The sequence below is a fragment of the Microbacterium gallinarum genome (assembly GCF_014837165.1).
In the GTDB taxonomy this organism is placed as follows: Bacteria; Actinomycetota; Actinomycetes; order Actinomycetales; family Microbacteriaceae; genus Microbacterium; species Microbacterium gallinarum.
Genome location: NZ_JACSPM010000005.1, coordinates 103,642 through 128,392, shown reverse-complemented (window position 1 = coordinate 128,392; position 24,751 = coordinate 103,642). Strand labels below are relative to the sequence as shown.

General features: G+C 71.6%; 23 protein-coding genes. 16 read left to right on the top strand and 7 right to left on the bottom strand.

All coding sequences use genetic code 11. The features are described 5' to 3' along the window. Positions 1-79: 79 nt before the first annotated feature. On the bottom strand, positions 80-1,261 hold the full coding sequence (locus H9622_RS14010) for an ROK family transcriptional regulator (RefSeq protein ID WP_191767036.1): 1,182 nt from the start codon (positions 1,259-1,261) through the stop codon (positions 80-82). Positions 1,262-1,394: 133 nt separating this feature from the next. On the opposite strand from H9622_RS14010, the gene H9622_RS14005 reads away from it, so the two are divergent. From H9622_RS14005 to H9622_RS13990, 4 genes are read left to right on the top strand one after another with little or no spacing between them, the layout of a single operon-like run. After that, the gene (locus H9622_RS14005) at positions 1,395-2,696 is read left to right on the top strand and encodes an ABC transporter substrate-binding protein (RefSeq protein ID WP_225222118.1); all 1,302 of its coding nucleotides are present in this window, start codon (positions 1,395-1,397) and stop codon (positions 2,694-2,696) included. A 2-nt stretch (positions 2,697-2,698) separates the two neighbouring features. Next, on the top strand, positions 2,699-3,736 hold the full coding sequence (locus H9622_RS14000; RefSeq protein ID WP_191767035.1) for a carbohydrate ABC transporter permease: 1,038 nt from the start codon (positions 2,699-2,701) through the stop codon (positions 3,734-3,736). Position 3,737: 1 nt separating this feature from the next. Continuing rightward, positions 3,738-4,634, top strand: a complete 897-nt coding sequence (locus tag H9622_RS13995) for a carbohydrate ABC transporter permease (RefSeq protein ID WP_191767034.1) — start codon at positions 3,738-3,740, stop codon at positions 4,632-4,634. Beyond that, the gene (locus H9622_RS13990; RefSeq protein ID WP_191767033.1) at positions 4,631-6,997 is read left to right on the top strand and encodes a beta-xylosidase/alpha-l-arabinosidase; all 2,367 of its coding nucleotides are present in this window, start codon (positions 4,631-4,633) and stop codon (positions 6,995-6,997) included. Before H9622_RS13995 ends, H9622_RS13990 begins: the two co-directional genes overlap by 4 nt. A 9-nt stretch (positions 6,998-7,006) precedes the next feature. On the opposite strand, the gene H9622_RS13985 is transcribed toward H9622_RS13990, so the two are convergent. Together H9622_RS13985 and H9622_RS13980 are read right to left on the bottom strand one after the other, a co-directional pair. Then, entirely contained in the window at positions 7,007-7,312 is a 306-nt protein-coding gene (locus H9622_RS13985) for a hypothetical protein (RefSeq protein ID WP_225222117.1), read from the bottom strand. A 352-nt stretch (positions 7,313-7,664) separates the two neighbouring features. Further along, complete coding sequence (locus H9622_RS13980; RefSeq protein ID WP_191767032.1) at positions 7,665-8,675, bottom strand: LacI family DNA-binding transcriptional regulator; 1,011 nt, start codon at positions 8,673-8,675, stop codon at positions 7,665-7,667. A 149-nt stretch (positions 8,676-8,824) separates the two neighbouring features. On the opposite strand from H9622_RS13980, the gene xylA reads away from it, so the two are divergent. The 7 genes from xylA to H9622_RS13945 all read left to right on the top strand — a co-directional run bounded on the left by xylA (position 8,825) and on the right by H9622_RS13945 (position 15,761). Continuing rightward, complete coding sequence (gene xylA, locus H9622_RS13975; protein WP_191767031.1) at positions 8,825-10,012, top strand: xylose isomerase; 1,188 nt, start codon at positions 8,825-8,827, stop codon at positions 10,010-10,012. Between the two features lie 102 nt (positions 10,013-10,114). Further along, positions 10,115-11,419, top strand: coding sequence for a xylulokinase (xylB, locus tag H9622_RS13970; RefSeq protein WP_191767030.1), 1,305 nt, complete (start codon positions 10,115-10,117; stop codon positions 11,417-11,419). A 93-nt stretch (positions 11,420-11,512) separates the two neighbouring features. Beyond that, positions 11,513-12,346, top strand: a complete 834-nt coding sequence (locus H9622_RS13965; RefSeq protein WP_191767029.1) for a transposase — start codon at positions 11,513-11,515, stop codon at positions 12,344-12,346. Between the two features lie 46 nt (positions 12,347-12,392). Continuing rightward, a complete protein-coding gene (locus H9622_RS13960) occupies positions 12,393-13,124 on the top strand; it encodes a GTP pyrophosphokinase (protein ID WP_191767028.1) in 732 nt (243 codons plus the stop codon). Between the two features lie 66 nt (positions 13,125-13,190). After that, a complete protein-coding gene (locus tag H9622_RS13955; RefSeq protein ID WP_191767027.1) occupies positions 13,191-14,393 on the top strand; it encodes a cation:proton antiporter in 1,203 nt (400 codons plus the stop codon). Further along, positions 14,390-14,890, top strand: a complete 501-nt coding sequence (locus tag H9622_RS13950; protein ID WP_191767026.1) for a glutaminase — start codon at positions 14,390-14,392, stop codon at positions 14,888-14,890. The genes H9622_RS13955 and H9622_RS13950 overlap by 4 nt, the downstream gene beginning before the upstream one ends. Positions 14,891-14,960: 70 nt before the next feature. Beyond that, complete coding sequence (locus tag H9622_RS13945; protein WP_191767025.1) at positions 14,961-15,761, top strand: tryptophan-rich sensory protein; 801 nt, start codon at positions 14,961-14,963, stop codon at positions 15,759-15,761. On the opposite strand, the gene H9622_RS13940 is transcribed toward H9622_RS13945, so the two are convergent. Continuing rightward, entirely contained in the window at positions 15,762-16,517 is a 756-nt protein-coding gene (locus H9622_RS13940; protein WP_191767024.1) for a glutamine amidotransferase-related protein, read from the bottom strand. It abuts the gene before it with no gap. A 112-nt stretch (positions 16,518-16,629) separates the two neighbouring features. On the opposite strand from H9622_RS13940, the gene H9622_RS13935 reads away from it, so the two are divergent. From H9622_RS13935 to H9622_RS13920, 4 genes are read left to right on the top strand one after another with little or no spacing between them, the layout of a single operon-like run. After that, on the top strand, positions 16,630-17,310 hold the full coding sequence (locus tag H9622_RS13935) for an RNA polymerase sigma factor (protein ID WP_225222116.1): 681 nt from the start codon (positions 16,630-16,632) through the stop codon (positions 17,308-17,310). Further along, entirely contained in the window at positions 17,300-17,767 is a 468-nt protein-coding gene (locus tag H9622_RS13930; RefSeq protein WP_191767023.1) for a hypothetical protein, read from the top strand. The genes H9622_RS13935 and H9622_RS13930 overlap by 11 nt, the downstream gene beginning before the upstream one ends. Before the next feature lie 53 nt (positions 17,768-17,820). Continuing rightward, complete coding sequence (locus tag H9622_RS13925) at positions 17,821-19,536, top strand: S8 family peptidase (RefSeq protein ID WP_191767022.1); 1,716 nt, start codon at positions 17,821-17,823, stop codon at positions 19,534-19,536. Positions 19,537-19,573: 37 nt separating this feature from the next. Continuing rightward, the gene (locus tag H9622_RS13920) at positions 19,574-22,021 is read left to right on the top strand and encodes a CHAT domain-containing protein (protein WP_191767021.1); all 2,448 of its coding nucleotides are present in this window, start codon (positions 19,574-19,576) and stop codon (positions 22,019-22,021) included. Positions 22,022-22,241: 220 nt separating this feature from the next. On the opposite strand, the gene H9622_RS13915 is transcribed toward H9622_RS13920, so the two are convergent. After that, positions 22,242-23,015, bottom strand: a complete 774-nt coding sequence (locus H9622_RS13915) for a LysR substrate-binding domain-containing protein (protein WP_191767020.1) — start codon at positions 23,013-23,015, stop codon at positions 22,242-22,244. Positions 23,016-23,049: 34 nt separating this feature from the next. Between H9622_RS13915 and H9622_RS13910 the strand changes: the two genes are divergently transcribed. Beyond that, positions 23,050-23,448 carry a DUF1304 domain-containing protein gene (locus H9622_RS13910; RefSeq protein ID WP_191767019.1) on the top strand — a complete coding sequence of 133 codons (399 nt, stop codon included), beginning with the start codon at positions 23,050-23,052 and terminating at the stop codon, positions 23,446-23,448. A gap of 13 nt (positions 23,449-23,461) precedes the next feature. On the opposite strand, the gene H9622_RS13905 is transcribed toward H9622_RS13910, so the two are convergent. Continuing rightward, positions 23,462-24,067, bottom strand: a complete 606-nt coding sequence (locus H9622_RS13905; protein WP_191767018.1) for a thermonuclease family protein — start codon at positions 24,065-24,067, stop codon at positions 23,462-23,464. Positions 24,068-24,189: 122 nt separating this feature from the next. Beyond that, complete coding sequence (locus H9622_RS13900; protein ID WP_191767017.1) at positions 24,190-24,597, bottom strand: transferase; 408 nt, start codon at positions 24,595-24,597, stop codon at positions 24,190-24,192. Positions 24,598-24,751 lie beyond the last annotated feature (154 nt).

Genomic DNA, 24,751 nt, shown 5'->3' with positions numbered 1-24,751 from the left:
CCTCCTGTACCTCCCCAGACTGGGCCGGGCCGCGGCATCCCTCACCCCCGTTGACCGAGCCGCGCGAGCGGTGTAGTGCTCAGGACGCGGGGGACGACGCGCCGCTGGGGTCGGCGAGGAGCCTCTCGAACGCCGCCTCGGCCGCGCCGATGAGCAGCCGGTCCTCGGCCAGCGAGGCGACGCGGATGTCGAGGCCCTCCATGTTCGCCGTCATCGCCTGCGCGCCGACGGCGGCCGTGAGCCCCTCGACGTCGTGCTCGGCGAGCGTCGCCAGGAAGCCGCCCAGCACGACGACCGACGGATTGAGCACGTTCACGGCGTTGGCCAGAGCGGTCGCCAGGATGCCGCGCTGCCGCGTCAGCTCGTCCGTGACGTCGGGCTGATCCGATGCCGCGAGCGCCGCGGCGAGAGTCGGCTCGTCGGCGGCCGACAGCCGCACGGCCGCGAGCAGCCGTGCGCGGCTGACCTCGTCCTCCAGCACCCCCTCGCCCGCCCGCCGGTCCGCGTTCGACGCGATGCCGGGCCGGTTCTGCCCGAACTCGCCGGCGTAGCCGCCGGCGCCGGCCACCGGCATCCCGTGCACGATCAGCCCGCCGCCGATGCCGCTCGCACCGCCGTTGAGGTAGACGACGTGGTCGATGCCGCGCGCGGCGCCGTAGAGGTGCTCGGCGACGGCGCCGAGGCTGGCGTCATTGCCCACGACCGTCGGCAGCCCGGTGGCCGCGGTGACGAGATCGCGCACGGGCGCGTCGGTCCAATGCAAGTGGGGGGCGTCGCGCACGAGGCCATCCGCTGCGCGTACGAGACCGGGTACGGCGAGCCCGACCGCGACGATGCGCGCCCCGCTCAGTCCGCCCTCCCGCCACGCCGCGATGCGCTCGGCGATGATCGCCGCGGTCTCCTCCGGGGTGACCAGGTGGTCGACGTCGATGCGCTCGCGCAGCACGATCTCGCGGTCGAGTCCGATCGCGGCCAGCGTCACGGCGTCGACCTCGGGGTTCACTGCGGCGGCGATGACACGGGGAGCGGCGGCGACTACCGGGGAGGGGCGGCCGACCCGCCGTGACGGATCGGGTGCGCGCTCCTCGACGAGTCCCTCGCGTGCGAGCTCTGCGACCAGGTCGGCGATGGTCGACCGGTTCAGCCCGGTCGCTTCGGTCAGCGCGGCGCGAGACAGCGGGCCGTCGAGGTGCACGAGCCGCAGCAGGCGGGCCAGGTTTCGCTGGCGCACGCCTTCGGCGGCGGGGGACGGATCGGTCATCCCCCTCACTGTAGGGCCGCCACCGTGATCGGATCGGTATTTGTTGCGCTTGACTCCAAATGTGGGGCGGCCTACTCTGAGGACGTCCACATCACTTTCGACGCAGACGTCGAAACTTTCGAGAGGTTCGAGGATGAACACACGCAGCAGGATGCGCGTCTTCGCCGTGATCGCAGCCGCCGGCCTCACCGCCGGTGCACTCGCCGGCTGTACGGCCGGTGGGGGCGGCGACGACGGAGACGGCGACGGCGAAGAAGTCACGCTCACCTGGTGGCACAACGCCACCAACGGTCCCCTGCCCGACGTCTGGGAGGAAGTGGCGGCCGAGTTCGAGGAGGCCAACCCCGGCGTCAACGTGGAACAGGTCGGCTACCAGAACGAGGAGCTGCAGCGCACGCTCATCCCCAACGCGCTCGCGGCAGGCGACCCGCCGGACCTCTTCCAGGTGTGGCCCGGCGGCGAGCTGCGCGACCAGGTCGAGAACGGCTATCTGATGCCCCTCGACGACCTGATCCCCGACACCATCGAGAGCGTCGGCGCCACGGTGAACCCGTGGCAGGTCGGCGGCGAGACCTACGCCGTCCCCTTCACCTTCGGCATCGAGGGCTTCTGGTACAACACCGACATGTTCGAAGAGGCCGGCGTCGAGGTGCCCGAGACGTTCGACGACCTCGTCGACGCGGTGGCCGACCTGCGCGAGTCGGGCGTCGTTCCGATCTCGGTCGGAGCCGGCGCCGGCTGGCCGGCCGCGCACTGGTGGTACCAGTTCGCGCTCAAGTCCTGCTCGCCCGAGACCCTCGCAGCGGGTCAGGAGGAGTTCGACTTCAGCGACCCGTGCTGGGTCGAGGCGGGCGAGCAGCTCGAGGAGTTCCTCGGGATCGAGCCGTTCCAGGACGGCTTCCTCGGCACCGTGCCCCAGGAGGGCGCTGGCAGCTCCGCGGGCATGATCGCCAACGGCCAGGCCGCCATGGAGCTCATGGGCCACTGGAACGCCGGCACGATCGGCGGTCTCACCCCCGACCAGCAGGTGCCCGCCTTCCTCGGCTGGTTCCCGATGCCCGGCATCGAAGGCGCGGCCGGCGACCCGACGGCCGCACTCGGCGGCGGCGACGGCTTCGGCTGCGCGGCCGAGGCACCGCCGGAGTGCGCCGACCTGCTGGCCTACATCATGTCCGAGGACGTCCAGCGGCGCTTCGCCGAGAGCGGCTCGGGCATCCCGACGGTGCCCGCCGCACAGGATGGGCTCGAGGATGAGAACCTCAAGGCCGTCGCAGCCGGGCTGGCCGAGGCATCCTTCGTCCAGCTCTGGTTCGACACCGCGTTCGGCACGACTGTCGGCAACGCCATGAACGAAGGCATCGTCAACCTGTTCGCAGGCAACGGCACGCCGGAGGACATCGTCAAGCGGATGCAGGACGCCGCGGCGACGCTGTAGACATGACCACTCTCACCACGCCCGGGCCCGCGGTCACCGCGGGCCCGGGCCCTGCACCCACGCGCCCTCGGCGGCGCGGCGAGGCCCGCAAGCGCCTCGAGATCTTCTTCTTCATCACCCCCGCGCTCGTGCTGTTCCTGGGGTTCGTGATCCTGCCGGTGATCCTCGCGGCGGTCTACAGCCTCTACAACCTGCCTCCCGCGTTCCGGTGGGAGAACCTCGCCGACTCGGGCCGGTTCATCGGCCTCGACAACTACGTGCGGGCGCTGACCACACCCGAGTTCCAGCGAGCCATCGCCAACACCTTCTTCATCCTGATCATGTCCCTGCTCGTGCAGGGTCCGATCGCCATCGGCATCGCGCTGCTGCTCAACCGGCGCATGCGCGGCCGCAGCGTCTTCCGCCTGCTGATCTTCGTCCCCTACGTGCTCGCCGAGGTCATCGCGGGCCTGTCGTGGCGACTCATCCTCCAGCCGACCGGCGCGGTCAACGCGACGCTCGAGGCCATCGGACTCGGTGGACTCGCCCAGAACTGGCTCGCGGACCCGGATCTCGCGCTCTGGACGATCTTCTTCATCCTCACCTGGAAGTACATCGGCTTCGCCATCCTGCTCATGCTCGCAGGCCTCCAGGGCGTGCCCGACGAGCTCGCCGAGGCCGCGGCCATCGACGGCGCCAGCTGGTGGCAGATCCAGCGGTACATCACCCTGCCTCTCCTCGGCCCGACGATCCGCATCTGGGCGTTCCTGTCGATCATCGGCTCGCTGCAGGTCTTCGACATGATCTGGGTCACCGTCGCGCCCGCCGTGCGGCGGATCGCGACGGAATCCATGGCGACCTACATGGTGCAGCAGGGCCAGTTCGCCGGGCAGCCCGGCTATGGCAGTGCGATCGCCGTGATTCTCTTCGTCATCTCGCTCGTCATCGCACTCGTCTATCAGCGCTTCGCGCTGCGCCGCGACCTCGCGGGATCGATCACCGGATCCTCGGCCCGCCGCACGCGCGAGCCGGGCGTCCGACGCAAGAGAGGGGAGGGTTGACATGTCGGCCACCACCACCATCGTCACCGGCGGGACCGAGCCGCGCGACGTCCTGCCCGTCCGCCGCGGATTCGACTGGGGCCAGCCGTTCGTCTATCTCGTGGCGCTCGTCATCGCGGCGATCGCCATCGGCCCCGTGATCTACGTCTTCATGGGCGGCCTGCGCACCACCGCCGACATCAACGCCAACCCGGCCGGCCTGCCCGATCCGTGGACCCTCGAGAACTGGATCGCTGTGCTCAGCGCTCCGAGGTTCTGGGGCAACGTCTTCGCGAGCACGGTGCTGGCCGTCTCGACGACCGTCGGTGTCGTCGTCGCGGGCATCATGGCCGCCTTCGTGCTGGCGCGCTACGAGTTCCGCGGCCGTCAAGGCCTCTACACACTGTTCGCCGCGGGCCTGATGTTCCCCCTGACCGTCGCCGCGCTGCCGCTCACGCTGCTGCTGCGCACGCTCGGACTGCACGGAACCTACCTGGGCGTGATCATCCCGGGCATCGCGTTCGCCCTGCCCACCACGATCATCATCCTGGTGCCGTTCCTGCGGGCGATCCCCGCCGAGCTCGAGGAGGCGGCGATGATCGACGGTGCCTCGCGCATCGGGTTCTTCTGGCGCATCATGCTGCCGCTGGCCAAGCCGGGCCTCATCACGGTCGGCATCCTGGCCTTCGTCGCGAGCTGGAACGGCTACCTGCTTCCGCTGCTCGTGATCAGCACGGGCAGCCTGCCGCAGGAACTGTGGCCGCTCCCGCTCGGCGTGACGCAGTTCTCCAGCCAGTACTCGCAGAACACCGGCGCGATCCTGGCGTACACCTCATTGGCGATGATCCCGGCGCTGGCGTTCTTCCTCGTCGCCGAGAAGCGGATCGTCGGCGGACTGACAGGAGCGGTGAAGGGATGACCCTCTCGAACCAGACAGGCATCGAGAGCGTCGCGCCCTGGCGCGATGCGACGCTGCCGATCGACGACCGCGTCGACGCGCTCATCGCCGAGATGAGCGTCGCCGAGAAGGTGGCGCAGCTGTACGGCGTGTGGGTCGGAGCCTCCGACGACGGCGAGGACGTCGCCCCGCACCAGCACGACATGGACGACCACGTCGACCTCGACGCCATCCTGCCGATGGGGCTCGGGCAGCTCACGCGGCCGTTCGGCACGGCGCCGGTGGACCCGGCGACGGGGGCACTCTCGCTCCAGCGCGCGCAGCAGCGGATCATGGCCGCCAACCGCTTCGGCATCCCCGCACTGGCGCACGAGGAGTGCCTCGCCGGGTTCGCCACCTGGGGCGCGACCGCCTACCCGGTGCCGCTGAGCTGGGGGGCGTCGTTCGACCCCGACCTGGTGCGCGAGATGGGTCGCCGTATCGGCGACGACATGCGCTCCGTCGGCGTGCACCAGGGCCTCGCGCCGGTGCTCGACGTCGTGCGCGACGCCCGCTGGGGTCGCGTCGAAGAGACGATCGGCGAAGACCCGTACCTCGTGGGCACGGTCGCGACCGCCTACATCCAGGGCGTCGAATCGGCGGGCGTCATCGCCACGCTGAAGCACTTCGTCGGCTACTCCGCCTCCAAGGGCGGGCGCAACCTGGCACCGGTCTCGGTGGGCCCCCGCGAGCTCGCCGACGTGCTGCTGCCGCCGTTCGAGATGGCGATCCGCGAGAGCGGGGTCCGCTCGGTGATGAACTCCTACACCGACCTCGACGGCATCCCGACGGCCGCCGACGCCTCACTGCTGACCGGACTGCTCCGCGACGAATGGGGCTTCGAGGGCACGGTGGTCGCGGACTACTTCTCGATCGCCTTCCTGAAGGAGCTCCACCGCTACAGCGAGGGGTGGACGGAAGCTGCGCGCGACGCGCTCGCCGCGGGCATCGACGTCGAGCTGCCGACCGTCAAGACCTTCGGGGCGGCGTTCGTACGCGCCGTCGAGGACGGCGAGGTCGACGAGGGCCTCATCGACCGCGCGCTCCGGCGCGTGCTGCGGCAGAAGGCGGAGCTCGGCATGCTGGACGCCGCCTGGTCGCCGGTGCCGTCCGCGCTCGCGGACCGTGCCGGCACGAGCGAGGATGTGCGCGGCAGCGTCGACCTCGACCCCGCCTCCAACCGCGACCTCGCCCGGCGTCTCGCCGAGGAGGCCGTCGTGCTGCTCGCCAACGACGGCACCCTGCCTCTGGTCCGCCCGAAGCGCATCGCCGTCGTCGGGCCGACCGCCGCAGACCCCTACGCCGTGCTCGGCTGCTACTCGTTCCCGTCGCACGTCGGGGTGCGGCATCCCGAAGTCCCCATCGGCATATCCCTGCCGACCCTGCAGGATGCGCTCGCCGCGGAGTTCCCCGACGCCGAGATCGTCTACGCGCAGGGCACCACGGTCGACGGCGGCGAGACCGTCGGCTTCGAGGAGGCCGCGGCCGCGGCATCCGAAGCCGATGTCGTCGTGCTGGCACTCGGCGACCGTGCCGGACTCTTCGGCCGCGGAACCAGCGGCGAAGGCTGCGATGTCGCCGACCTGTCGCTCCCCGGGACCCAGCAGGCGCTGCTCGACGCCATGCTCGACAGCGGTACGCCGACGGTCGTGACCCTGCTGGCCGGGCGCCCCTACGCGCTCGGGTCGGCTCCCGAGCGCGCGGCGGCCATCGTGCAGACGTTCTTCGCCGGCGAGGAGGGCACCGCGGCGATCACCGGCGTGCTGAGCGGCCGGGTCAACCCGAGCGGGAGGCTGCCGGTGAGCGTGCCCCGCGACCCGGGCGCTCAGCCGTCGACCTATCTCGCGGCAGCGCTCGCGCGCCGCAGCGAGGTGTCGAACATCGACCCCACCGCGGCGTTCGCGTTCGGTCACGGTCTCGGGTACTCCCACTTCGTGTGGGCGGATGCCGCGGCCTCGGCAGCCGAGATGAGCGCCGACGGGTCCGTCACGGTGTCGATCCACGTGGGCAACGCCGGCGAGCGGGACGGTGTCGAGGTCGTGCAGCTGTACGTGCACGATCCCGTCGCCTCGGTCGTGCGTCCCGTGCAGCGGCTCATCGGCTACGCGCGCGTGCCGCTGCGGGTCGGTGAGCGCGTGCGCGTGTCGTTCGAGGTGCCGGCCGACCTGGTGTCGTTCACCGGCGCGGACGGCCGTCGGCGCGTCGAGCCGGGCGCCATCGACTTCGGCTTCGGCCGCTCGAGCGCCGAGATCGTCGCAACCCGCACGGTGCGGGTGACGGGCGACGTGCGCCACGTCGGGAGCGGACGCGCGCTGCACGCGCAGGTCGGGGTGACCCCGGAGTGAGGGTCGCCGTCAGCCCTCCGCAGAGCTGATCGCCCGCACGGCCGCGTCGAAGTCGAGGGTCTGGAGCACCTCGACGGCACGGTCGTAGCGGGCGCCGGCCAGCACGACGAAGACCGCGCCGACCACGTCGATGTAGCCGACGAGGTGCTCGCGCACCCGGACCTCGTAGCGGTCGCCGGTGCGGACCCACCGCACGACGGCGTCAAGCGGCGCGGGCTGCTGCGGCCGGCGGGGCGGGAGTTCGCGGAGCGTGCGGACTCCGCGGGAGCGCAGGGCGGTCGGGCGTGGCGACGACGTCGGCAGTTCCAGAACCATGGGCGCGCTCCTTTCGCGTGAAGCGATCATGCGCCGCTTCCCCCGCCGGAGGAGGAGGCTTGACTCCGGTCCGGCTCCCCGGTATGCCCGCCCTCCGGCCAGCCCGGCTCCCCGGTATGCCCGGCCCCCGGCCGGCCCGGCCCCCGGTATGCCCGGCCCCCCGGTATGCCCGGCCCCGCCGGTTGAGGAGGCGCCCCAGCACCGCACCGACACCCGTGCCCCCTCCCGGTGGTGCGCGGCGCGGGGGAGGCCGCAGAATCGGAGATCGCGACAGACACGCGGGGCGACGGATGCCTCGCCCCCGTGTGTCGCCCGGATCTCCGATGTTGCGACACCCGACCCGGTGGGCTGATCAGCGAGGCGGCGGCGGGGCGCTGCTGTCGCGCACCACGAGGTGCGTCGCGAGGTCCATGCGCAGGGTGTCGGCGGTGGCGCCGTCGGCGAGGCGCAGCGCGAGGCGCGTGGCCTCCTCGCCCATACGCCGCAGCGGCTGGTGCACGGTGGTGAGCTGCGGGCTCATCCAGCGGGAGAGCGCGATGTCGTCGTAGCCCACGACGGACAGGTCGTCGGGAACGCGGAGTCCCGCGGCCGAGCCGGCGGCGATGACGCCGAGCGCCTGCAGGTCGCTTCCCGCGAAGATGGCGGTCGGCGGGTCGGGCAGCGCGAGCAGCTCGCGGCCGTGGTGCTCTCCGCCGCCGGGGTGGAAGTCGCCGAAGCGGATCAGCTCCGGGTCGATCGGCAGTCCGGCGGCGTTCATCGCCGAGCGGTAGCCGTCGACGCGGGCCAGCGAGCACATCATGTCCTCGGGGCCGGTGATCGCGGCGATCCGGTGGTGCCCGAGCTCGATGAGGTGCCGCGTGGCCATGAGACCGCCCGACCAGTTCGCCGAACCCACCGAGGGAACGTCGGGCGACGGATCGCCCGCCGGGTCGACGATGACGAACGGGATGCCGCGCGACCGCAGCTTCTCGCGGTAACGGGCTTCCAGGTCGCTGAACACCAGCACGACGCCGACCGGTCGCCGGCGCAGGACGCCGTCGATCCAGTCGGGCGCGGGCGAGTGGCGGTCTCCGCTCACCGTCAGCACGACGGAGAGACCGGCTGCGTGCGCGACGTCTTCGACGCCCTCGATGACCTCCATCGACCAGATCGGCTCGAGCTCGTGGAACACGAGCTCGACGAACTCGCTGCGCTGCGCGGAGGTGCGGCGCTGGTACCCGTGCCGCGCGAGGTGCTCCTCGAGCCGGGCGCGGGTCGCGGGCGAGACGTCCGTGCGGCCGTTCAGCACCTTCGACATGGTCGCGAGCGAGACCCCCGCTTCCGCGGCGATCTCGGCGAGGGTCACCCGTGACGTATCGGCCATGGGACGATGCTAGCGCCGAAAGTATCGGGATGGAGAAGCGTAATTCTCGGGATGACGCAGTGGACGCAGCATCCGCTCATGCTATAGGTTGTTTTCAACAACATTTAGTTCACCGTCGAACCTGGTTCGCCGCCGAATCGAGGAGCGTCATGCCCACCCCCACTCCCGCCGACAAGTTCTCCTTCGGCCTCTGGACCGTCGGATACAACGGCACCGACCCCTTCGGCGGGCCCACCCGCAACCCGCTCGACGTCGTGCACGCGGTCGAGAAGCTCGCCGAGCTCGGCGCCTACGGCCTCACATTCCACGACGACGACCTGTTCGCGTTCGGGTCCACCGACGCCGAGCGCCAGAAGCAGATCGACCGGCTCAAGGGCGCGCTCGCCGACACCGGCCTCATCGTGCCGATGGTCACGACCAACCTCTTCTCCGCGCCCGTGTTCAAGGACGGCGGCTTCACCGCCAATGACCGCGACGTGCGCCGCTTCGCGCTGCGGAAGGTCTTCCGCCAGCTCGACCTCGGTGCCGAGCTCGGCGCGAAGACGTTCGTCATGTGGGGCGGCCGTGAGGGTGCCGAGTACGACTCGGCCAAGGACATCCGCCAGGCGCTGGAGCGCTACCGCGAGGCCGTGAACCTGCTCGGCGACTACGTCACCGACAAGGGCTACGACATCCGCTTCGCGATCGAGCCCAAGCCGAACGAGCCCCGCGGCGACATCCTGCTGCCGACGCTCGGCCACGCGATCGCGTTCATCGACTCGCTCGAGCGTCCCGAGCTCGTCGGCCTCAACCCCGAGGTCGGCCACGAGCAGATGGCGGGCCTCAACTTCGCCGCCGGCATCGCCCAGGCGCTGTACCACGGCAAGCTCTTCCACATCGACCTCAACGGCCAGCGCGGCATCAAGTACGACCAGGATCTCGTATTCGGCCACGGCGACCTGCACAACGCCTTCGCCCTCGTCGACCTGCTCGAGAACGGCGGCCCCGGTGGGGTGCCCGCCTACGACGGCCCGCGCCACTTCGACTACAAGCCCTCGCGCACCGAGGACGAGGTCGGCGTGTGGGAGTCGGCCGCCGCCAACATGCGCACCTACCTGCTGCTCAAGGAGCGCGCCGCGGCGTTCCGCGCCGACCCCGAGGTGCAGGAGGCGCTCGCCGCCGCGAAGGTCGACGAGCTCGCGACCCCGACCCTCAACCCGGGGGAGAGCTACGACGACTTCCTCGCCGATCGCTCGGCCTACGAGGACTTCGACCCCAGCGTGTACCTGGGCGGCAAGGGCGCCGGGTTCGTGCGCCTGCAGCAGCTCGCGACCGAGCACCTGCTCGGCGCCCGCTGATCCATCCTCGCCCGAACCAGGGGATTCCCGCCGAGACCGGGGGCACCACCCTCGGACTCGCGAAGAATCCCCTGGTTCGCGCCACCGCGTGAAGGAGGAGCGATGCCGCTCGTCATGGGAGTCGACTCGTCGACCCAGTCCTGCAAGGTCGTGATCGTCGACGCCGCCACCGGCGCGATCGTGCGCCAGGGGCGTGCATCGCACCCGGCCGGCACCGAGGTCGACCCCGCCGCGTGGTGGGAAGCGCTGCAGGCCGCGATCGCCGACGCAGGCGGCCTCGCCGACGTCGAGGCGTGGGCCGTCGGCGGCCAGCAGCACGGCATGGTCGTGCTCGACGAGGGCGGGCGGGTCATCCGCCCGGCGCTCCTGTGGAACGACACCCGCTCCGCGCCGGCGGCGGCCGACCTCACCGCCGAGTTCGGTGCGGAGGAGCTCGCCCGGCGCACCGGACTGGTGCCCGTGGCATCCTTCACCCTCACCAAGCTGCGCTGGCTGCGCGATGCCGAGCCCGGCAACGCCGCGCGCGTTGCGGCCGTCGCGCTCCCGCACGACTGGCTGACCTGGCGCCTGCGCGGCTTCGGCCCCGCGGGTGAGTCGCCGCGTGGACCGGTCCTCGACGAGCTCGTGACGGATCGATCGGATGCCTCGGGCACCGGCTACTGGAACCCCGAGACCGGCGGCTACGACCGCGACCTCCTGGCGGCGGGGCTCGGGCACGACGCGCTGCTGCCGCGCGTGCTCGGCCCCGACGAGTGGGTCGAGGACGCGGACGGACGCCGCGTCGGCGGAGGCGCGGGCGACAACGCCGGCGCCGCGCTCGGACTGGGCGCCGGACCGGGCGACGTCGTCGTGTCGATCGGCACGAGCGGCACCGTGTTCGCCGTCAGCGACGAGCGCACGATCGACCCGACGGGCACGGTCGCCGGTTTCGCCGACTGCACGGGGCGCTTCCTGCCGCTCGTCGCCACGCTCAACGCCGCGCGCGTGCTCGACGCGATCGCGGGTCTGCTCGGCGTCGACCACGCAGAGCTGTCGCGGCTCGCGCTGGCCGCGTCGCCCGGGGCGGACGGCCTCGCGCTGGTGCCGTACTTCGAGGGGGAGCGCACCCCGAACCTGCCCGACGCGACGGCGTCGCTCACCGGGATGACGCTCGCCTCCACCACCCGGGAGAACCTCGCGCGCGCCGCCGTCGAGGGGATGCTGTCGGGACTCGCGGCCGGCCTCGACGCCCTGCGCGGCCTCGGTGTGCCGCTCGATCGCGCGCTCCTCATCGGCGGAGGCGCGCAGTCCGAGGCCGTGCGGGCGATCGCTCCCCTCGTGCTCGGCCTTGCGGTCGAGGTGCCCGAGCCCGGCGAGTACGTCGCCCTCGGCGCCGCACGCCAGGCCGCCTCGGTTCTCGCGGGCTGAACCCTCCCCGAACCTCGCGGCGCCGAACCCGCCCGTCCCCCGAACCCGCCCGTTCCCCGACCTCTCGGTGGCCGCCCCTGACACAATGAACCCATGCCGGAGCGCTCCGACCTCGACGCGATAGCGGCCGAGCTCTACGTCCTCCCGCCGGCCGAGTTCACCGCAGCGCGCAACGCCCGTGCCGGCATGGCCGACCGGTCCATCGCCGCGCAGGTGAAAGGGCTGCGCAAGCCCACCGTGGCCGCGTGGACGGTCAACCTCCTCGCTCGCGGCGGCCAGCTCGGCGAGGCGCTCGAACTTTCGGCCGCGCTGCGCGAGGCGCAGGAGGATCTCGACGCCGCCGAGCTCTCGCGGCTCGGACGCCAGCGCCGCGCCCTCGTCGCCGCACTCGCGACCCAGGCCACCGGCCTCGCGAAGGATGCCGGCGTCACCGTCAGCGCCGCGGCGCGGGATGACGTCGAGAAGACGATAAATGCGGCGGTGATGGATGCCGCGGCCGCTGCCGCCGTCATGACGGGTCGCCTCGTCACTCCGCTCGAGGCGGGCGCCTTCGAGGAGGCCGACCTCGCGGACGCGGTCGGCGGTTCGCTCCCCGGCGTCGCCGCACCTCGGCAGCGCGACGACCTCGCCGAGCGGCGCGCGCGGAAGGCCGCGGAGAAGGCCGCGCGCGAAGCCGAGCGCCTCGCGAACGAGGCGGAGCGCGAGCTCGCCCGCATCGAGGCGCAGCGGACGAAGCTGCAGGAGCGCGTCGACCACGTCTCCGAGCGCATCGACGACCTGCGCCGCGATCTCGATCGGCTCGAGGAGGAGCAGGCGAGAGCCCAGGCGGCGCTCGGGCAGGTCGAGGAGGAGCGGGGGGCTGCAGCATCCCGAGCCCGATCGGCCGCGAAGGACGCCGAACGCGCGCGCGGCGCGCTCGAGGGCTGAGGCATCTCACAGGTGTCTCGTAGCCGGCCTGCCTAGCGTGGGGGACATGGCCACCCCGGCGCCCCTCGCGCGCGCATCGAGTCCCGACGACACCTCGATCACGGTCTCGGCCGCCGAGCTGCGCGAGATGCGCGACGAGTTCGAGCGCTTCCTCATGGAGTACCGCTTCGGCATGCAGGAGGTCGAGACGAAGCTCGGCATCCTGCGCGACGAGTTCCAGCTCGTGCACGACTACAACCCGATCGAGCACCTCGCCAGCCGCGTCAAGTCGCCGGACAGCCTCGTCGAGAAGGTGCAGCGCAAGGGCATCGACCCCGACTTCGGCTCGATCCGCGAGCACATCACCGACATCGCCGGCGTGCGCGTCACGTGCAGCTTCGTCTCGGACGCGTACCGCCTGTTCGACCTGCTCGCCGCGCAGGACGACATCCGAGTGATCACCGTCAAGGACTACATCGCGGAGCCGAAGTCGAACGGGTACAAGAGCCTGCACGCCATCGTCGAGGTGCCGGTGTTCCTCTCGAGCGGCCGCGTCGAGGTGCCCGTCGAGGTGCAGTTCCGCACGATCGCGATGGACTTCTGGGCGAGCCTCGAGCACAAGATCTACTACAAGTACGACACCAACGTGCCCGCCGGACTGCTCGACGAGCTCAAGGACGCCGCCGACACGGCCGCCGAGCTGGACGAGCGCATGGAGCGGCTGCATCGCGAGATCCGCGGCGCGGTGCACCCGGCGACGCCAATGCGTCCCCGGCCGGTGCGCGTGATCGAGGCCTGAGCCTCCGGTTTCCGGCCGGCGCCGGTGGGCGTCACGACCGGCCCCGCCCGTCGCTAGGGTGAGTCCGTGGACGATCTCGAGCCGACGCTGCTGATCATCCCGATCCTCGGCGTCCTCGCCCCGCTCGCAGCCCGCGGACTGGCGCGATGGGTTCGCGTGCCGATCGTCGTGTTCGAGTTGGTGCTCGGCATCCTCGTCGGTCCCAGCGTCTTGGGGTGGGCGCAGCCGGATGCCTTCATCGACGTCCTCTCGGAGTTCGGGCTGGCGATGCTGTTCTTCGTCGCCGGCTCCGAGATCGAGTTCGCGGCGTTCCGAGGCCGGACCGGCCGGCGGGCATCTCTCGGATGGCTGCTGAGCCTGCTCATCGGCGTGGGGCTGGCCTGGATCTTCGTGCCCGGCGAGGAGGCCGTGATCATCGGCATCGCACTGTGCTCGACGGCGCTGGGCACGATCCTGCCGATCCTGCGCGACGCCGGAGAGCTCAAGACGCCGTTCGGAAAGGCGATCGGCGCGATCGGGGCGGTAGGCGAGTTCGGGCCGCTCATCGCGATCTCGGTGTTCCTCGGCGGCCGGGCGCCCGGTGTGTCGACGGTCGTGCTGCTGCTGTTCGTCCTGCTGGCCGGCTTCGCGATCTGGCTCGCGCTTCACGTGCCGCGCGGCGCGATGCACCGCTTCGTCAACTCGACGCTGCACACCTCGGGGCAGTTCGCGATCCGCGTCGTGCTGGTCATCCTGGCGGGGCTCATCGCGATCAGCGTGGTGCTCGACCTCGACATCCTGCTGGGTGCCTTCGCCGCGGGCATCGTCTGGCGCCTGCTCATGCGCGACGCCGCCGAGCCCGACCGTGCTGCCGTCGAGAGCAAGGTCGAGGCGCTCGCGTTCGGCTTCCTGGTGCCGGTGTTCTTCATCTACACCGGCGTCACATTCGACCTCGAAGCCCTCATCGCGCAGCCCATCCTCCTCCTGCTGCTGCCGGTCGTGCTCGTCGTGCTGTTCCTCGTGCGCGGCCTCCCCTCGATGCTCGCCGCACCCGAGGGGTCGACCCGCCGCGATCGGCTGTCGGTCGCACTGCTCGGTGCCACGGCGCTTCCGATCATCGTCGCCGTGACGGCCATCGGCCTCGACGAGGGCATCCTCTCGTCGGCGGCGGCCGCGCTGCTCGTGGGCGCGGGCATGCTCTCCGTGCTGCTCTTCCCCCTTGTTGCGATGAGCATCCGCGGCGAGCGGCGCAGCGGATCGACCGTGCCGGTCGAGGACGACATGGCATGAGTGTCGCCGCCATCCTCGACGCCGCTCGCGAGCGCCTCGCCCCGGCGCCGCGGGAGGCCCTCGGGGAGCTCGTCTCGCCGCGCCGCGTGCTGGGGATCGCCCGCGCCCCTCGGATCGTGCGCGCGGGCACGGCGTGGCACCTCGGGGCGCTGCTGCTGACCGACGACACCGTGCTCGCCACGGGCGAGATCATCCGCGCCCGCAGCGAAGCCATCCGCGGGTACACCGCCGAATCGCAGCGGCGCCGGGGCGAACTCGCCTCGGCCGCACATCGCGGCGGGTTCGAGGAGGGCGAGACCGTGCACATCGGGTGGCGGATGCTGGATCCCGCCGCCCTCGACGGCACCCGGGCCGGCTCGGGCGCGTCGACCGACCCGCTCGCCCTCGTGGACGGCGTCCCGAGCATCCGGTGGAGCGCCTCCGGCGGCTTCATGCCCCTCGATCGCTACCTCGACGAGCGGATCGGCCTGCTGCTCGACCCGCCCGCCGGCGCCTGACCTCGTAGGGGACTGCCCGTCCCCTGTCAACAGGGGTGGAAGGGTCGGCCGGCTTCCGTAGCGTGAGGGCATGGCCGCCAAGGACCTCACTCGCCAGATCGTCGTCATCAGCGCCTTCAGCTTCATGATCGTCGCCGCGACGGTCGGCTCGGGCCTCTTCGGCGGCAGGTCCGTCGAAGACCTGCAGGGAGGCGCGCTCTCGGCCGAGGGCTCGTACCTGGCACCCGCCAGCACGGCGTTCTCGATCTGGTCCGTGATCTACGTCGGGCTGTTCGCCTACACGGTGTGGCAGGCGTTCCCGCGGCAGCGTGAGCGCTCGCGGCAGCGGGCGGTGGGCTGGCTCATCGCCGGCACGATGGTGCTCAACGGGCTCTGGCTCGTGACGGCGCAGTTCCTGACCCTGCCGCTCACTGTTCTCTCGATCGTGCTGCTGCTGGCCCTCTTGTGCGTGACCTTCCGCGCCACGATCCTCAATCCCGGGCGCGGCGTGCTCGATGCCCTGCTCATCGATGGCGTGACGGGCCTGCACCTCGGGTGGGTCACCCTCGCCACGGTCGCCAACACCTCGGCGTGGCTCACCACGATCGTCCCCGCCGAGGCAGGAGAGAACTCCGCTCTGTGGGGCATCGCCGTCCTCGTGGTGGTCGCCGTCATCGGCATCGGCCTGGCGTGGGCGAGCGGCTGGCGCATCGCCCCCGGCCTGGCGATGTCGTGGGGACTCACGTGGATCGGCGTCGGACGCCTCGCCGGAGAGCCCGAGAGCACCCCGATCGGCGTCGCCGCGATCGTCGTGGCCGCGGTCGTGCTGCTCGTGCCGTTGGCCGGCGCGCTCGTGCATCGCGTCGCCGACGTGCGCAACGCCGAGGTCTGATCAGGCCGGGCCGAATCGCTGGGCGAAGGCGCGCAGCAGCCGGACCGGTTCGGTGACGGATGCCGCGAGCACGCGCCCCGCGACGGCGTCGTAGTGCTCCGCCTCGAAGTAGCCGTCGTCGCGATAGACCGCCATGCGCTCCGTGAAGGCCTTCGTGGTGGGCTCCGGGTGGAACTGCGTCGCGTACAGGCGGTCGCCCACGACGTAGGCCTGCACCGGGCACGCGGCGTTCACCGCGAGCTGCGTCGCGTCCGGCGGGAGCGCGGCGGTGCCCTCCTTGTGCGCGGTCAGCGCGGTGAAGCGTGAGGCTAGTCCGCCGAACAGCGGGTCGCCGCGGCCGGCGTCGGTGAGCTCGATAGTGACCGGGCCGGTGTCTTCGGGGAACGCGCGGCTCACCTCGCCCCCGAGCATGCGCGTGACCACGCCGATCCCGTAGCAGGTGAAGAGCGCCGCCGGTCCTTCGTGACCGGCCGAGCCGTCGGCCACCCGCCGTGCGATCCGCTCGAGGTCGCCCTCGAGACGCCGTTGCACGTCGGTCTTCGTCGACTCGGGATCGGCGACGTTGAACGGGCTGCCGCCGACGAGGAAGCCGCTGTACCGGTCGAAGACGTCGTCGGGGAGCGGCTCGCGCACGAGATCGATCCGGTGGACCGCCGCGTCGTCGAGCCTCATCGCGGTGCGGAACGACTCGTACTCGGCGGCCGCCGCGCCCTGCTGCGGCCGCACGCAGACATAGAGCAGCGGCGCGGTCGTCATGCGCAGAAGTCTAGGCGGCGGCCCCTCCGTCACGCGACGCCCCGGAATCCCGCGACACGCTGTATCAGGGGGGATCTATCGCTCTCCTCGTAGTGTGGACAGAATTGGCGTCATGACGCACGCGGACGCCGAGGCTGGGGCCTCGCCGCCGCCGGAGGACCCGCGCGACCCGGGAACGTCGCACGGAGAGTCGGCGGAGACGATCGACTCTGTCGAGCCGGCGCGATGGCAACGCGCGGCGGACCTGTTCGTGCGCTGGCGCGAAGGCGACAGCCGCGCGATGGACGAGCTCGTGAGGCTCATGACACCGCCCCTGTGGCATGTCGTGCGCGCGTACGGGCTCGACCACGCACTTGCTCAGGACGTCGTGCAGACGACGTGGCTGACGCTGGTGCGACGTCACGAGACCATCCACGACGCGCAGGCCGTGTCGGGGTGGCTCACCATGTGTGCACGCCGCGAGGCGTGGCGCGTCGGCAAGCAGCAGCGTCGGGCGGACCCGACGGAAGCCGAAGCGCTCGAACCCCACCTGCCTGTCCACGAATCCGCCGAGCAGACGGCCACCGCAGACGACGCCACACGTCGGCTGTGGGATGCCGTCTCGACGCTCAATGAACGATGCCAGCGTCTGCTGCGGATCGTCGCGTTCGAGGACCGTCCCGACTATGCCCGCATCGCGCAGGACCTGGCGATGCCCATCGGGTCCATCGGACCGACCCGCCAGCGCTGTCTCGCCAAGCTCCGGGCAGAGCTCGAGGGCTCAGGATGGGAAGGACAGGACGATGGACAATGAGGACTTCGCCGCGGATGCGGCGCTTTTCGCACGAATGCGGGCGATGTGGGAGGGGGTCGATCCCGTGCCGGCCACCCTCGTGGACCGGATGGTCGCGGCAGTGGCCGTCGAGGACCTCACCCGCGAGTACGCGCTGTTGACCCTGGTCGAGGGATCCCTGGCCGCCGTGCGCGGCGAGGCCGATACGGCGACGCTGCAGTTCAGCGACGGAACGACCAGTGTGCTCCTGCACGCGAGCGCCACCGAAGACGGCGGACGCCGAGTCGATGGCTGGGTGGATGCCACCGCCCTGGCCATCCGGCTGGTGCAGGGCGACCGGGAGTGGTCGGCCGAGCCGGGTGAGCACGGCCGCTTCGCCTTCGACGACGTGACCCCTGGCGTAGCGCGGCTGCGCATGGTGGTGAAGGACTCCACCGGCGAGCTTCGCGACTTCGAAACACCGCAGTTCGAAATATGAGGATGCGGATGCCGCGGCTGGGGCCGCGCTCCGCCCGATGATCAAGGAGATCCATGGCTGACGAGAAGCCGCCCCGCCGCCCGCCGAACGAGACGTGGCGCTCACGATACGAGGCGACGAAGCCTCTCGGTGTCGTGCTCGACCCGGCCGTCGAGCCCGAACCCGGCGTTCCCGCCTATCCGACCGAGTACGCACCCACCCATCTCCTCGTGAGCGCCGGCGAGGAGTTGCAGCGCATCCAGACCGATCTGAGCGAGTCTGCCCGCGCGTTCGGCTGGTCGGTGAGAATCCGTCCGCTCACCCGTCCCGCAGAAGGAGGGGAGGAGAGCGAACTCGATCTCGCCGCCGCCGAGGAGGAGGCACGTGCGGACCGCAGTGAACGCCGCACTCCACCGCTGTATCGCGCCGACATCTCGCAGGATCCGAAGGTCGACGTCGACGACCAGCCCGTGCCGCCCGTCGACGCGTGGCGGCTGCTGAAGGCGGCACGGCAGAAGTTCCCCCGGGCCGACGACGCATCGCGCACCGAGCGGGAGAGCAGGAAGCTCTCCCGCGGGGTCGGCCTCGACCACGTGCTCGCGCTGGGGGCGAATGGCCGCACCAACCCCTACGGCCGGACCAACCCGTACGGTCGCACCAACCCCTACGGTCGGACGAACCCGTACGGCCGCACCAACGCTCCCGGCCCCGACGCGTACGCCGAGCCGGGAAGCGGCGGCCGCGAGATCATCACCTACGTCGGACCGAAGCCCGTGCGGACGGACGACGATAGGTTCTCCGGGCGCCGGCCCGTCGTCGCTGTCTTCGACACCGGTTGCGGCGACCACCCGTGGCTCGAAGACCCGATCGTGACCCGTGATCCGATGTCGCCGAAGGGACCCATCGGCGACCACGACCCGAACACGGACCCCGAGGTCTACCCCGATCAGTCGGGCCCGCTCGACGGGTTCCTCGACGAGGCGGCAGGTCACGGCACGTTCGTTGCGGGCATCGTGCGCCAGGTCTGCCCCGACGCGGACATCATCGCCGTGCGCGTGGCGAACAGTCAGGGCACTGTGCTCGAAGGGGAGTTCCTCGAGGCGGTGCGGCGGCTGGTCGACGCGATGCGCGCCGGCCAGAAGGTCGATGTGATGAACATCTCGCTGGGTTACTACCACGAGACCCCCGACGACGAGCTGTTCGACGCCACGCTGGGCGAGCTGCTGGAGGAAGCGCGCATGCTGGGCTGCGCGGTCGTGTGCTCGGCCGGCAACGACTCCACCGAACGCCCGGCGTTCCCGGCGGCACTCTGGCAGTTCCCGGCCAAGCGGGACGAAGCCGCCGCGCTCGCGAAAGCAGCGCCCCACGTGTCGGTCGGCGCACTGAATCCGAACAGCCAGACGATCGCGCTCTTCAGCAACGTCGGTGATTGGGTCAAGACCTACGCGCCCGGTGTGTCCGTCTTCAGCACGTCACCCGGATTCCTCGGTGGCATCCAGGCGGGCACACGCGATGATCTCTATGACCTGCCGGGCGTCGCCCAGCCGCTGCCGCGGCAGAGCCTCGACCCCGACGACTGGCGCGGCGGGTTCGCGATCTGGAGCGGCACGTCGTTCGCCGCGCCGTACATTGCGGGCAAGCTCGCCCAGGCGATCGCGCCGGTCCTGATGGGACCGAAGGCGACCGCGAGCACGGCGACCACGGCGACGGCGAGTGCTCCCAGCGAGGACGAGATCAAGAAGCTTCTGCGCGAGGAGGCGAAGAAGCTGGAGTTCACACCGAAGCTGTAGCCGCCACGACGGACGCTGTTCCCGCCAAGATAGGGGGATGACCCGTTCGGCCGACGCGCTGCACCGTGAGGCCGTGGACCTCGTCAACCGCGGTCGCTACGACGAGGCCGCTCAGGTGCTCGACCGGGCCGAGAGCGATGCCGGCGATGCGAACCTCCGGGCTCGCATCGCCGGCACGCGGGCCTACGTGCTCGCGCGTACCGGGCACGTCGCCGACGCCGAACGCATCTGCGGCGACGCGATCGCCGAGCCCGGTCTCAGCGACCACACCGTCGCGATCCTCGCCGGCCAGCTCGGCGCACTGGCCGAGGAGGCCGGCCGCCTCGCCGACGCGGAGCGCTGGCTCACGCGCGCGATCGAGGCGCTCGCCGACGACCCGGTCGCCGAGGCGAACACGCGGGTCAACCGCAGCCTGGTGCGGATGCAGCACCGCCGCCTGGACGCCGCTGAAGACGACCTGCGCTGCGCGGCGGCGGCATATGCCGCGGCCGGCATGCCGGTCGCCGAGGCGCAGGCGCGGCACAACCTCGGCTACGTCGCGATGCTCTCGGGCGACCTGGTCGGCGCACTGCAGGCCATGGTCGCCGCGGCGCCGCTCGCCGGCGACACCGCGGTCGGCGCCGCGGTCGGCGATCTGGATCGCGCCGAGGTGCTCCGGGATGCGGGCCAGACCTCCGAGGCGGAGGCGATCCTCGAGCGCGTCGCGGCGACGTTCGGCGAGCTGGGGATGCCGCTGGACCGCGCGATGGCCGAGTTCAACCTGGCGCGGTCGCTCCTCAACCACGCACCCGAGCGCGCCGGCACCGCAGCCGCCGCCGCGTCCGCCGGCTTCGAGGCCTTCGGGAATGAGGCGTGGCGCGTGCGCGCCGAGGGCATCAGGCTGCGCGCGCTGCTCGCACCGGAGCTGCCGCCTTCCGTCGAGCGTCCGTCGGCGGGCGAGGTCGCCGACGTCGTCGCCGCGCTCCAGCGCCACCGCTTCCTGAACGAGGCGGCGGCGCTCCGCCTGGCCCACGATCTCGCTCTCGCCGAGCAGGGTCAGCCGTCGACGCGCCCCGTTCGGACGTCGGTCTCCGCGTCGATGGAGGTGCGGCTGCTCGCCCACCAGGCCCGGGCCGCACGTGCCCGCGCGGCGGGCAGGCCCGCTCTCGTGCGCCGGCACGCGGCGAACGGCCTCGACATGCTGACCGAGTGGCAGCAGTCCTTCGGCAGTCTCGATCTGCAGACCTCGTTCCGCATGCACGCGACCGGCCTGATGTTCGCCGGGCTCGGGTCGGCCATCGAGTCGGGGCGGCCCGATGTCCTGTTCGAGTGGTCGGAGCGCGCGAGGCACCTGAGCCAGCAGGTCACGCCCCTGCGACCGCCGCCGGACCCCCGCCTCGCCGAGGAGCTCGCCGAACTGCGGATGATCCGCGCGGACGACCCCGGCGAGGACTGGCTCTCCCGGCCCCGTGCTGCGGCGCTGCGGGAGCGCGCGCGGGAGCGGCAGTGGTCGGCCACGGGTGCGATCCACGTGGATCGTCCGGCCACGCTCGACGAGCTGCGCAGCGCCCTTCCGGCCGACACCGCCCACATCGCGTATCTCTACGCCAGGACCGCCCTCGTCGCCCTCGTGGTGACCGCCGACGGCGATCACGTCGTGCCGATCCGGCAGTGGGATCCCGACCTCCTTCTCGGCGGGCTCCGCGCCGATCTCGACATGGCGGCCTCGGTGCGCAGCGGGCCGATGGCCGCGGTCGTGCGGCGATCCCTCGACTCGCGCCTGGACGAGCTGTCGAGGATCCTTCTGGCGGATGCGGTCGCGCGTGCCGGCCGCCGCAGGCTCGTGATCACCATCCCCGGCATCCTCGGCGGCATCCCGTGGGCGATGCTTCCCGCGATGCGCGGGCACGCGTTCACGATGGCGTCATCGGCATCCCGGTGGATGCGCACGCGGGGCGACACCGGCGCGCGCCGACGCGCAGGCTTCGCCGTCGGACCGCGCGTCGCCCGTGGCGAGGAGGAGGTCGCGACCGCAGCCACGGCGTGGCCGGGGGCCACCGTCCTGGGCGGGGACGAGGCATCCGTCGATCACGTCACCGACCTGGCGGCGAACGTCGACCTGCTCCATGTCGCCGCACATGGACGTCACACGGTCGACAACCCGCTGTTCTCGGGACTCGAGCTGGTCGACGGCACCCTGTTCGGCTACGACATCGACCGCATGCCCGAGGTCCCCGACACCGTCGTGCTCTCCGCCTGCGAGGTCGGGCGCTCGTCGTTGCGCTGGGGCGAGGAAGCCATCGGCATGACTCGCATCTGGCTGCATGCCGGAACGCGCTGCGTGATCGCGGCCCCGGTCATCGTCGCCGACGATGCGGCCTGCGAGCTGCTCGGCGCGATGCACACCGAGCTCGTGGCCGGGGTGCCGCCGGCCGAGGCACTCGCCCGCGCGGCCGACAGCACCGGAATCGTGGCGCCGTTCCAGGTGCACGGCGCGGGCTTCTGAGAATTCCGGAGAAAACTTCGGCGCCGATGTATCAAGGCGCCGCGGGAGCGCTCTGACTCAGTGGAACTGCTCATGCACGACGGCATCTGGGGGTGCCGCCGCTGGGAGCGGATGACCGCCCTCTTGGGGAGAGCGTCTGGGGACGTGCGGTCATTGAGCAGGACCGGCGGGGGATGTCGCAGAGACCCAGGTCGGCGACATCCCCCGACCCCGTTCCCGCTCAGCCGCGCGAAGAGTGGGCGGTGCGTCCGCGCACGATGCCGACGAACGTCTCGACGGCCGGAGTCGTGCGATCGGCGACCCAGCACAGCGCGACAGTCGACGTCGGTCCGTCGCGCAGCGGTCGGTGCTCGACGTCCTTGCGGTGGTGCAGCCGCGCGAGTGACATCGGGACGACGACGACCCCGACGCCCGCGGCGACGGTTGCGATCGCCTCGGCCGTGTCGGCCGGCGGAGCGAAGGCGGGCTCGACGGCGTCGGGAACCCGGATGCCGAGCACATCGTCGCGTGCCGCGATCACCACCTCGCCGGCGAGGTCCTCGAGGTCGAGTTCATCGGCCGCGGTCAGGTGCGAGTCCGCCGCCATCACGACGACCGGGATCTCTTCGTACAGGGCGATGGCGTGCAGGTCGTCACGATCGATCGGCAGGCGCACGAGAGCGGCGTCGACCTCGCCGTCGACGAGCGCGCGTCGCTGGTCGGACACCTCGAGCGGCACGAGCTCGAGCTCGACACCCGGCACACGGTCACGCCAGGCCGAGATCCACTTCCCGGGGGTGGCGCCGGGGATCGCGCCCAGCCGGAAGGGCGCGGCGGAGACCTCGGGCGTCGCCGCGGCGGCCGGCTGTCGGCGCGGAGGACGCCCGCCCTTGCCGCCGGAAGCGCCGCCCTTGCCGCTCGAAGCCGCGGGCTTGCCGCCCTTGCCGCTGCGGCGGGGCGAGGCATCCCGCCCCGACTTGCCCGGTCGCGCGTGCGACTTTCCGCTGCGTGCCATGGGCTTCAGCGTAGCCGGGCGCTATCGTTCGGTCATGATCGCGATCATCGCCACGGTCTTCGCCGCGCTGGCAGCCCTGCTCCACGTGTACATCTTCGTGATGGAGAGCGTGCAGTGGACGCAGCCGAAGATCTGGAAGCGGTTCGGCGTCGCCGACCAGGCCGCCGCCGAGATCACCAAGCCCATGGCCTACAACCAGGGGTTCTACAACCTGTTCCTCGCCGTCGGCACCGCCATCGGGCTCGTTCTGTTCCTGTCGGGGGCGGACGACTCGGCGCTGCGGGCGGCCGGGCTCGCACTGGTGCTGTTCAGTCTCGGGTCGATGGTCGCGGCATCCCTCGTCCTGCTCACGACAGGCATGAAGTACCTGCGCGCCGCGCTCACGCAGGGCACGCTGCCCCTCATCGGCTTCGTGCTGTTCCTGTTCGCCTGAGCCGCCCGGAGGCTCAGCCGCACGCGGCCCATCTGCCGGCTCCGGATGCCTGCGCCTGCGTCTGCGCGTCGGTGAGAAGGTCGTAGAACGCGTCGTTGGAGCCGACGCGGATCGCCTCGGCATCTCCGGCGGCGACGAGTTCGTGATTGATGAATCGGCCGTCGTCCGACCAGAGGTTGAAGAGGTAGCGGCCGTAGCGGTCCGACGTCTCGGTGTCGGGTGCCGCCCAGACCGTCGTGCCCTCGGGAAGGAGTTCGCGCAGGTGGGCGCGGGCCTCATCCGCCCAGCACTCCGGCGTGGGCGTGCCCTCGGGGGTGTCGACGCCGATCAGCCGGATGCGCACCGGCTCCGTGGTGGTGACGATGGTGTTGGGCTGCGTCGCCTGCGCTTCGATCGTGTCGCCGTCGAAGACGTACCGCACCGTCAGCGGAAAGGCCTCGGCGGGGCGGGACGGGATGCCGTCGGCGACCGGGGCTTCGGTGCCTGAAGAGGTCGCGGGCTCGGCGGGCGCGTCGAAGGCGCCGACGCTCAGGAGCACCCACACCGCGAGGGCGACGCCGATCGCGAGGACGAGGACCGATCCGAGCACGACGGCGACCGCCGTGACGAAGCCCTTCATGCGCGTCACGATAGCGCGCCCTCAGACCTCCGGACGCCTCGGAGCGCGGTCACCCTGCGAGTTGCCGGTGCTGACGAGCGGGCGTGGCCGTCACGCCGCCCGGGCCGGCGACTCGGCGGGCGTCACGCGGCGAGGCGGAGACCGCGCTGATCGGTCGCCACGCGCTCGCCGTCGGCGATGGTCTCGTCGTCGCCGATGAGCGATCCGACGGCCACACGGGCCTCGCTGCCGACATGCGTGCGCACGCCGATCTTCGCTCCGGCGCCGATCGCGGCGCGGGGTCCGATGTGGGCGTGGGGTGCGATGTCGGCGTCGGGACCGATCACGGCGTCCGACTCGACCCACGCGCCGCGGCCGACGTGTGCGCCCGCGGCGATCTGAACCCCCGGCTCGACATACGCCCCCGCTTCGACGATGGCGCTCGGGTGCACCTTGGCGCCGTGCGCGATCAGGCCGCGACCGTTGACGTGCTTGCGGTAGCGCAGCGTCTCGCCCCGGTCGTTCTCGATGTCGATGTAGTTCTTGCCCACAGTCCCCTCCTGCAGCACCGAATCGTGCTGAGTACAGAAATAACGACGAACCTCGTCTATTCATTCCCGTGCATCCGTTCCCACGGATGCACCAGTAGTTCGTCACGCGGCCCGCTTCGGATTCCATACCAATCGCGCGGTATGCGCCCCCTCT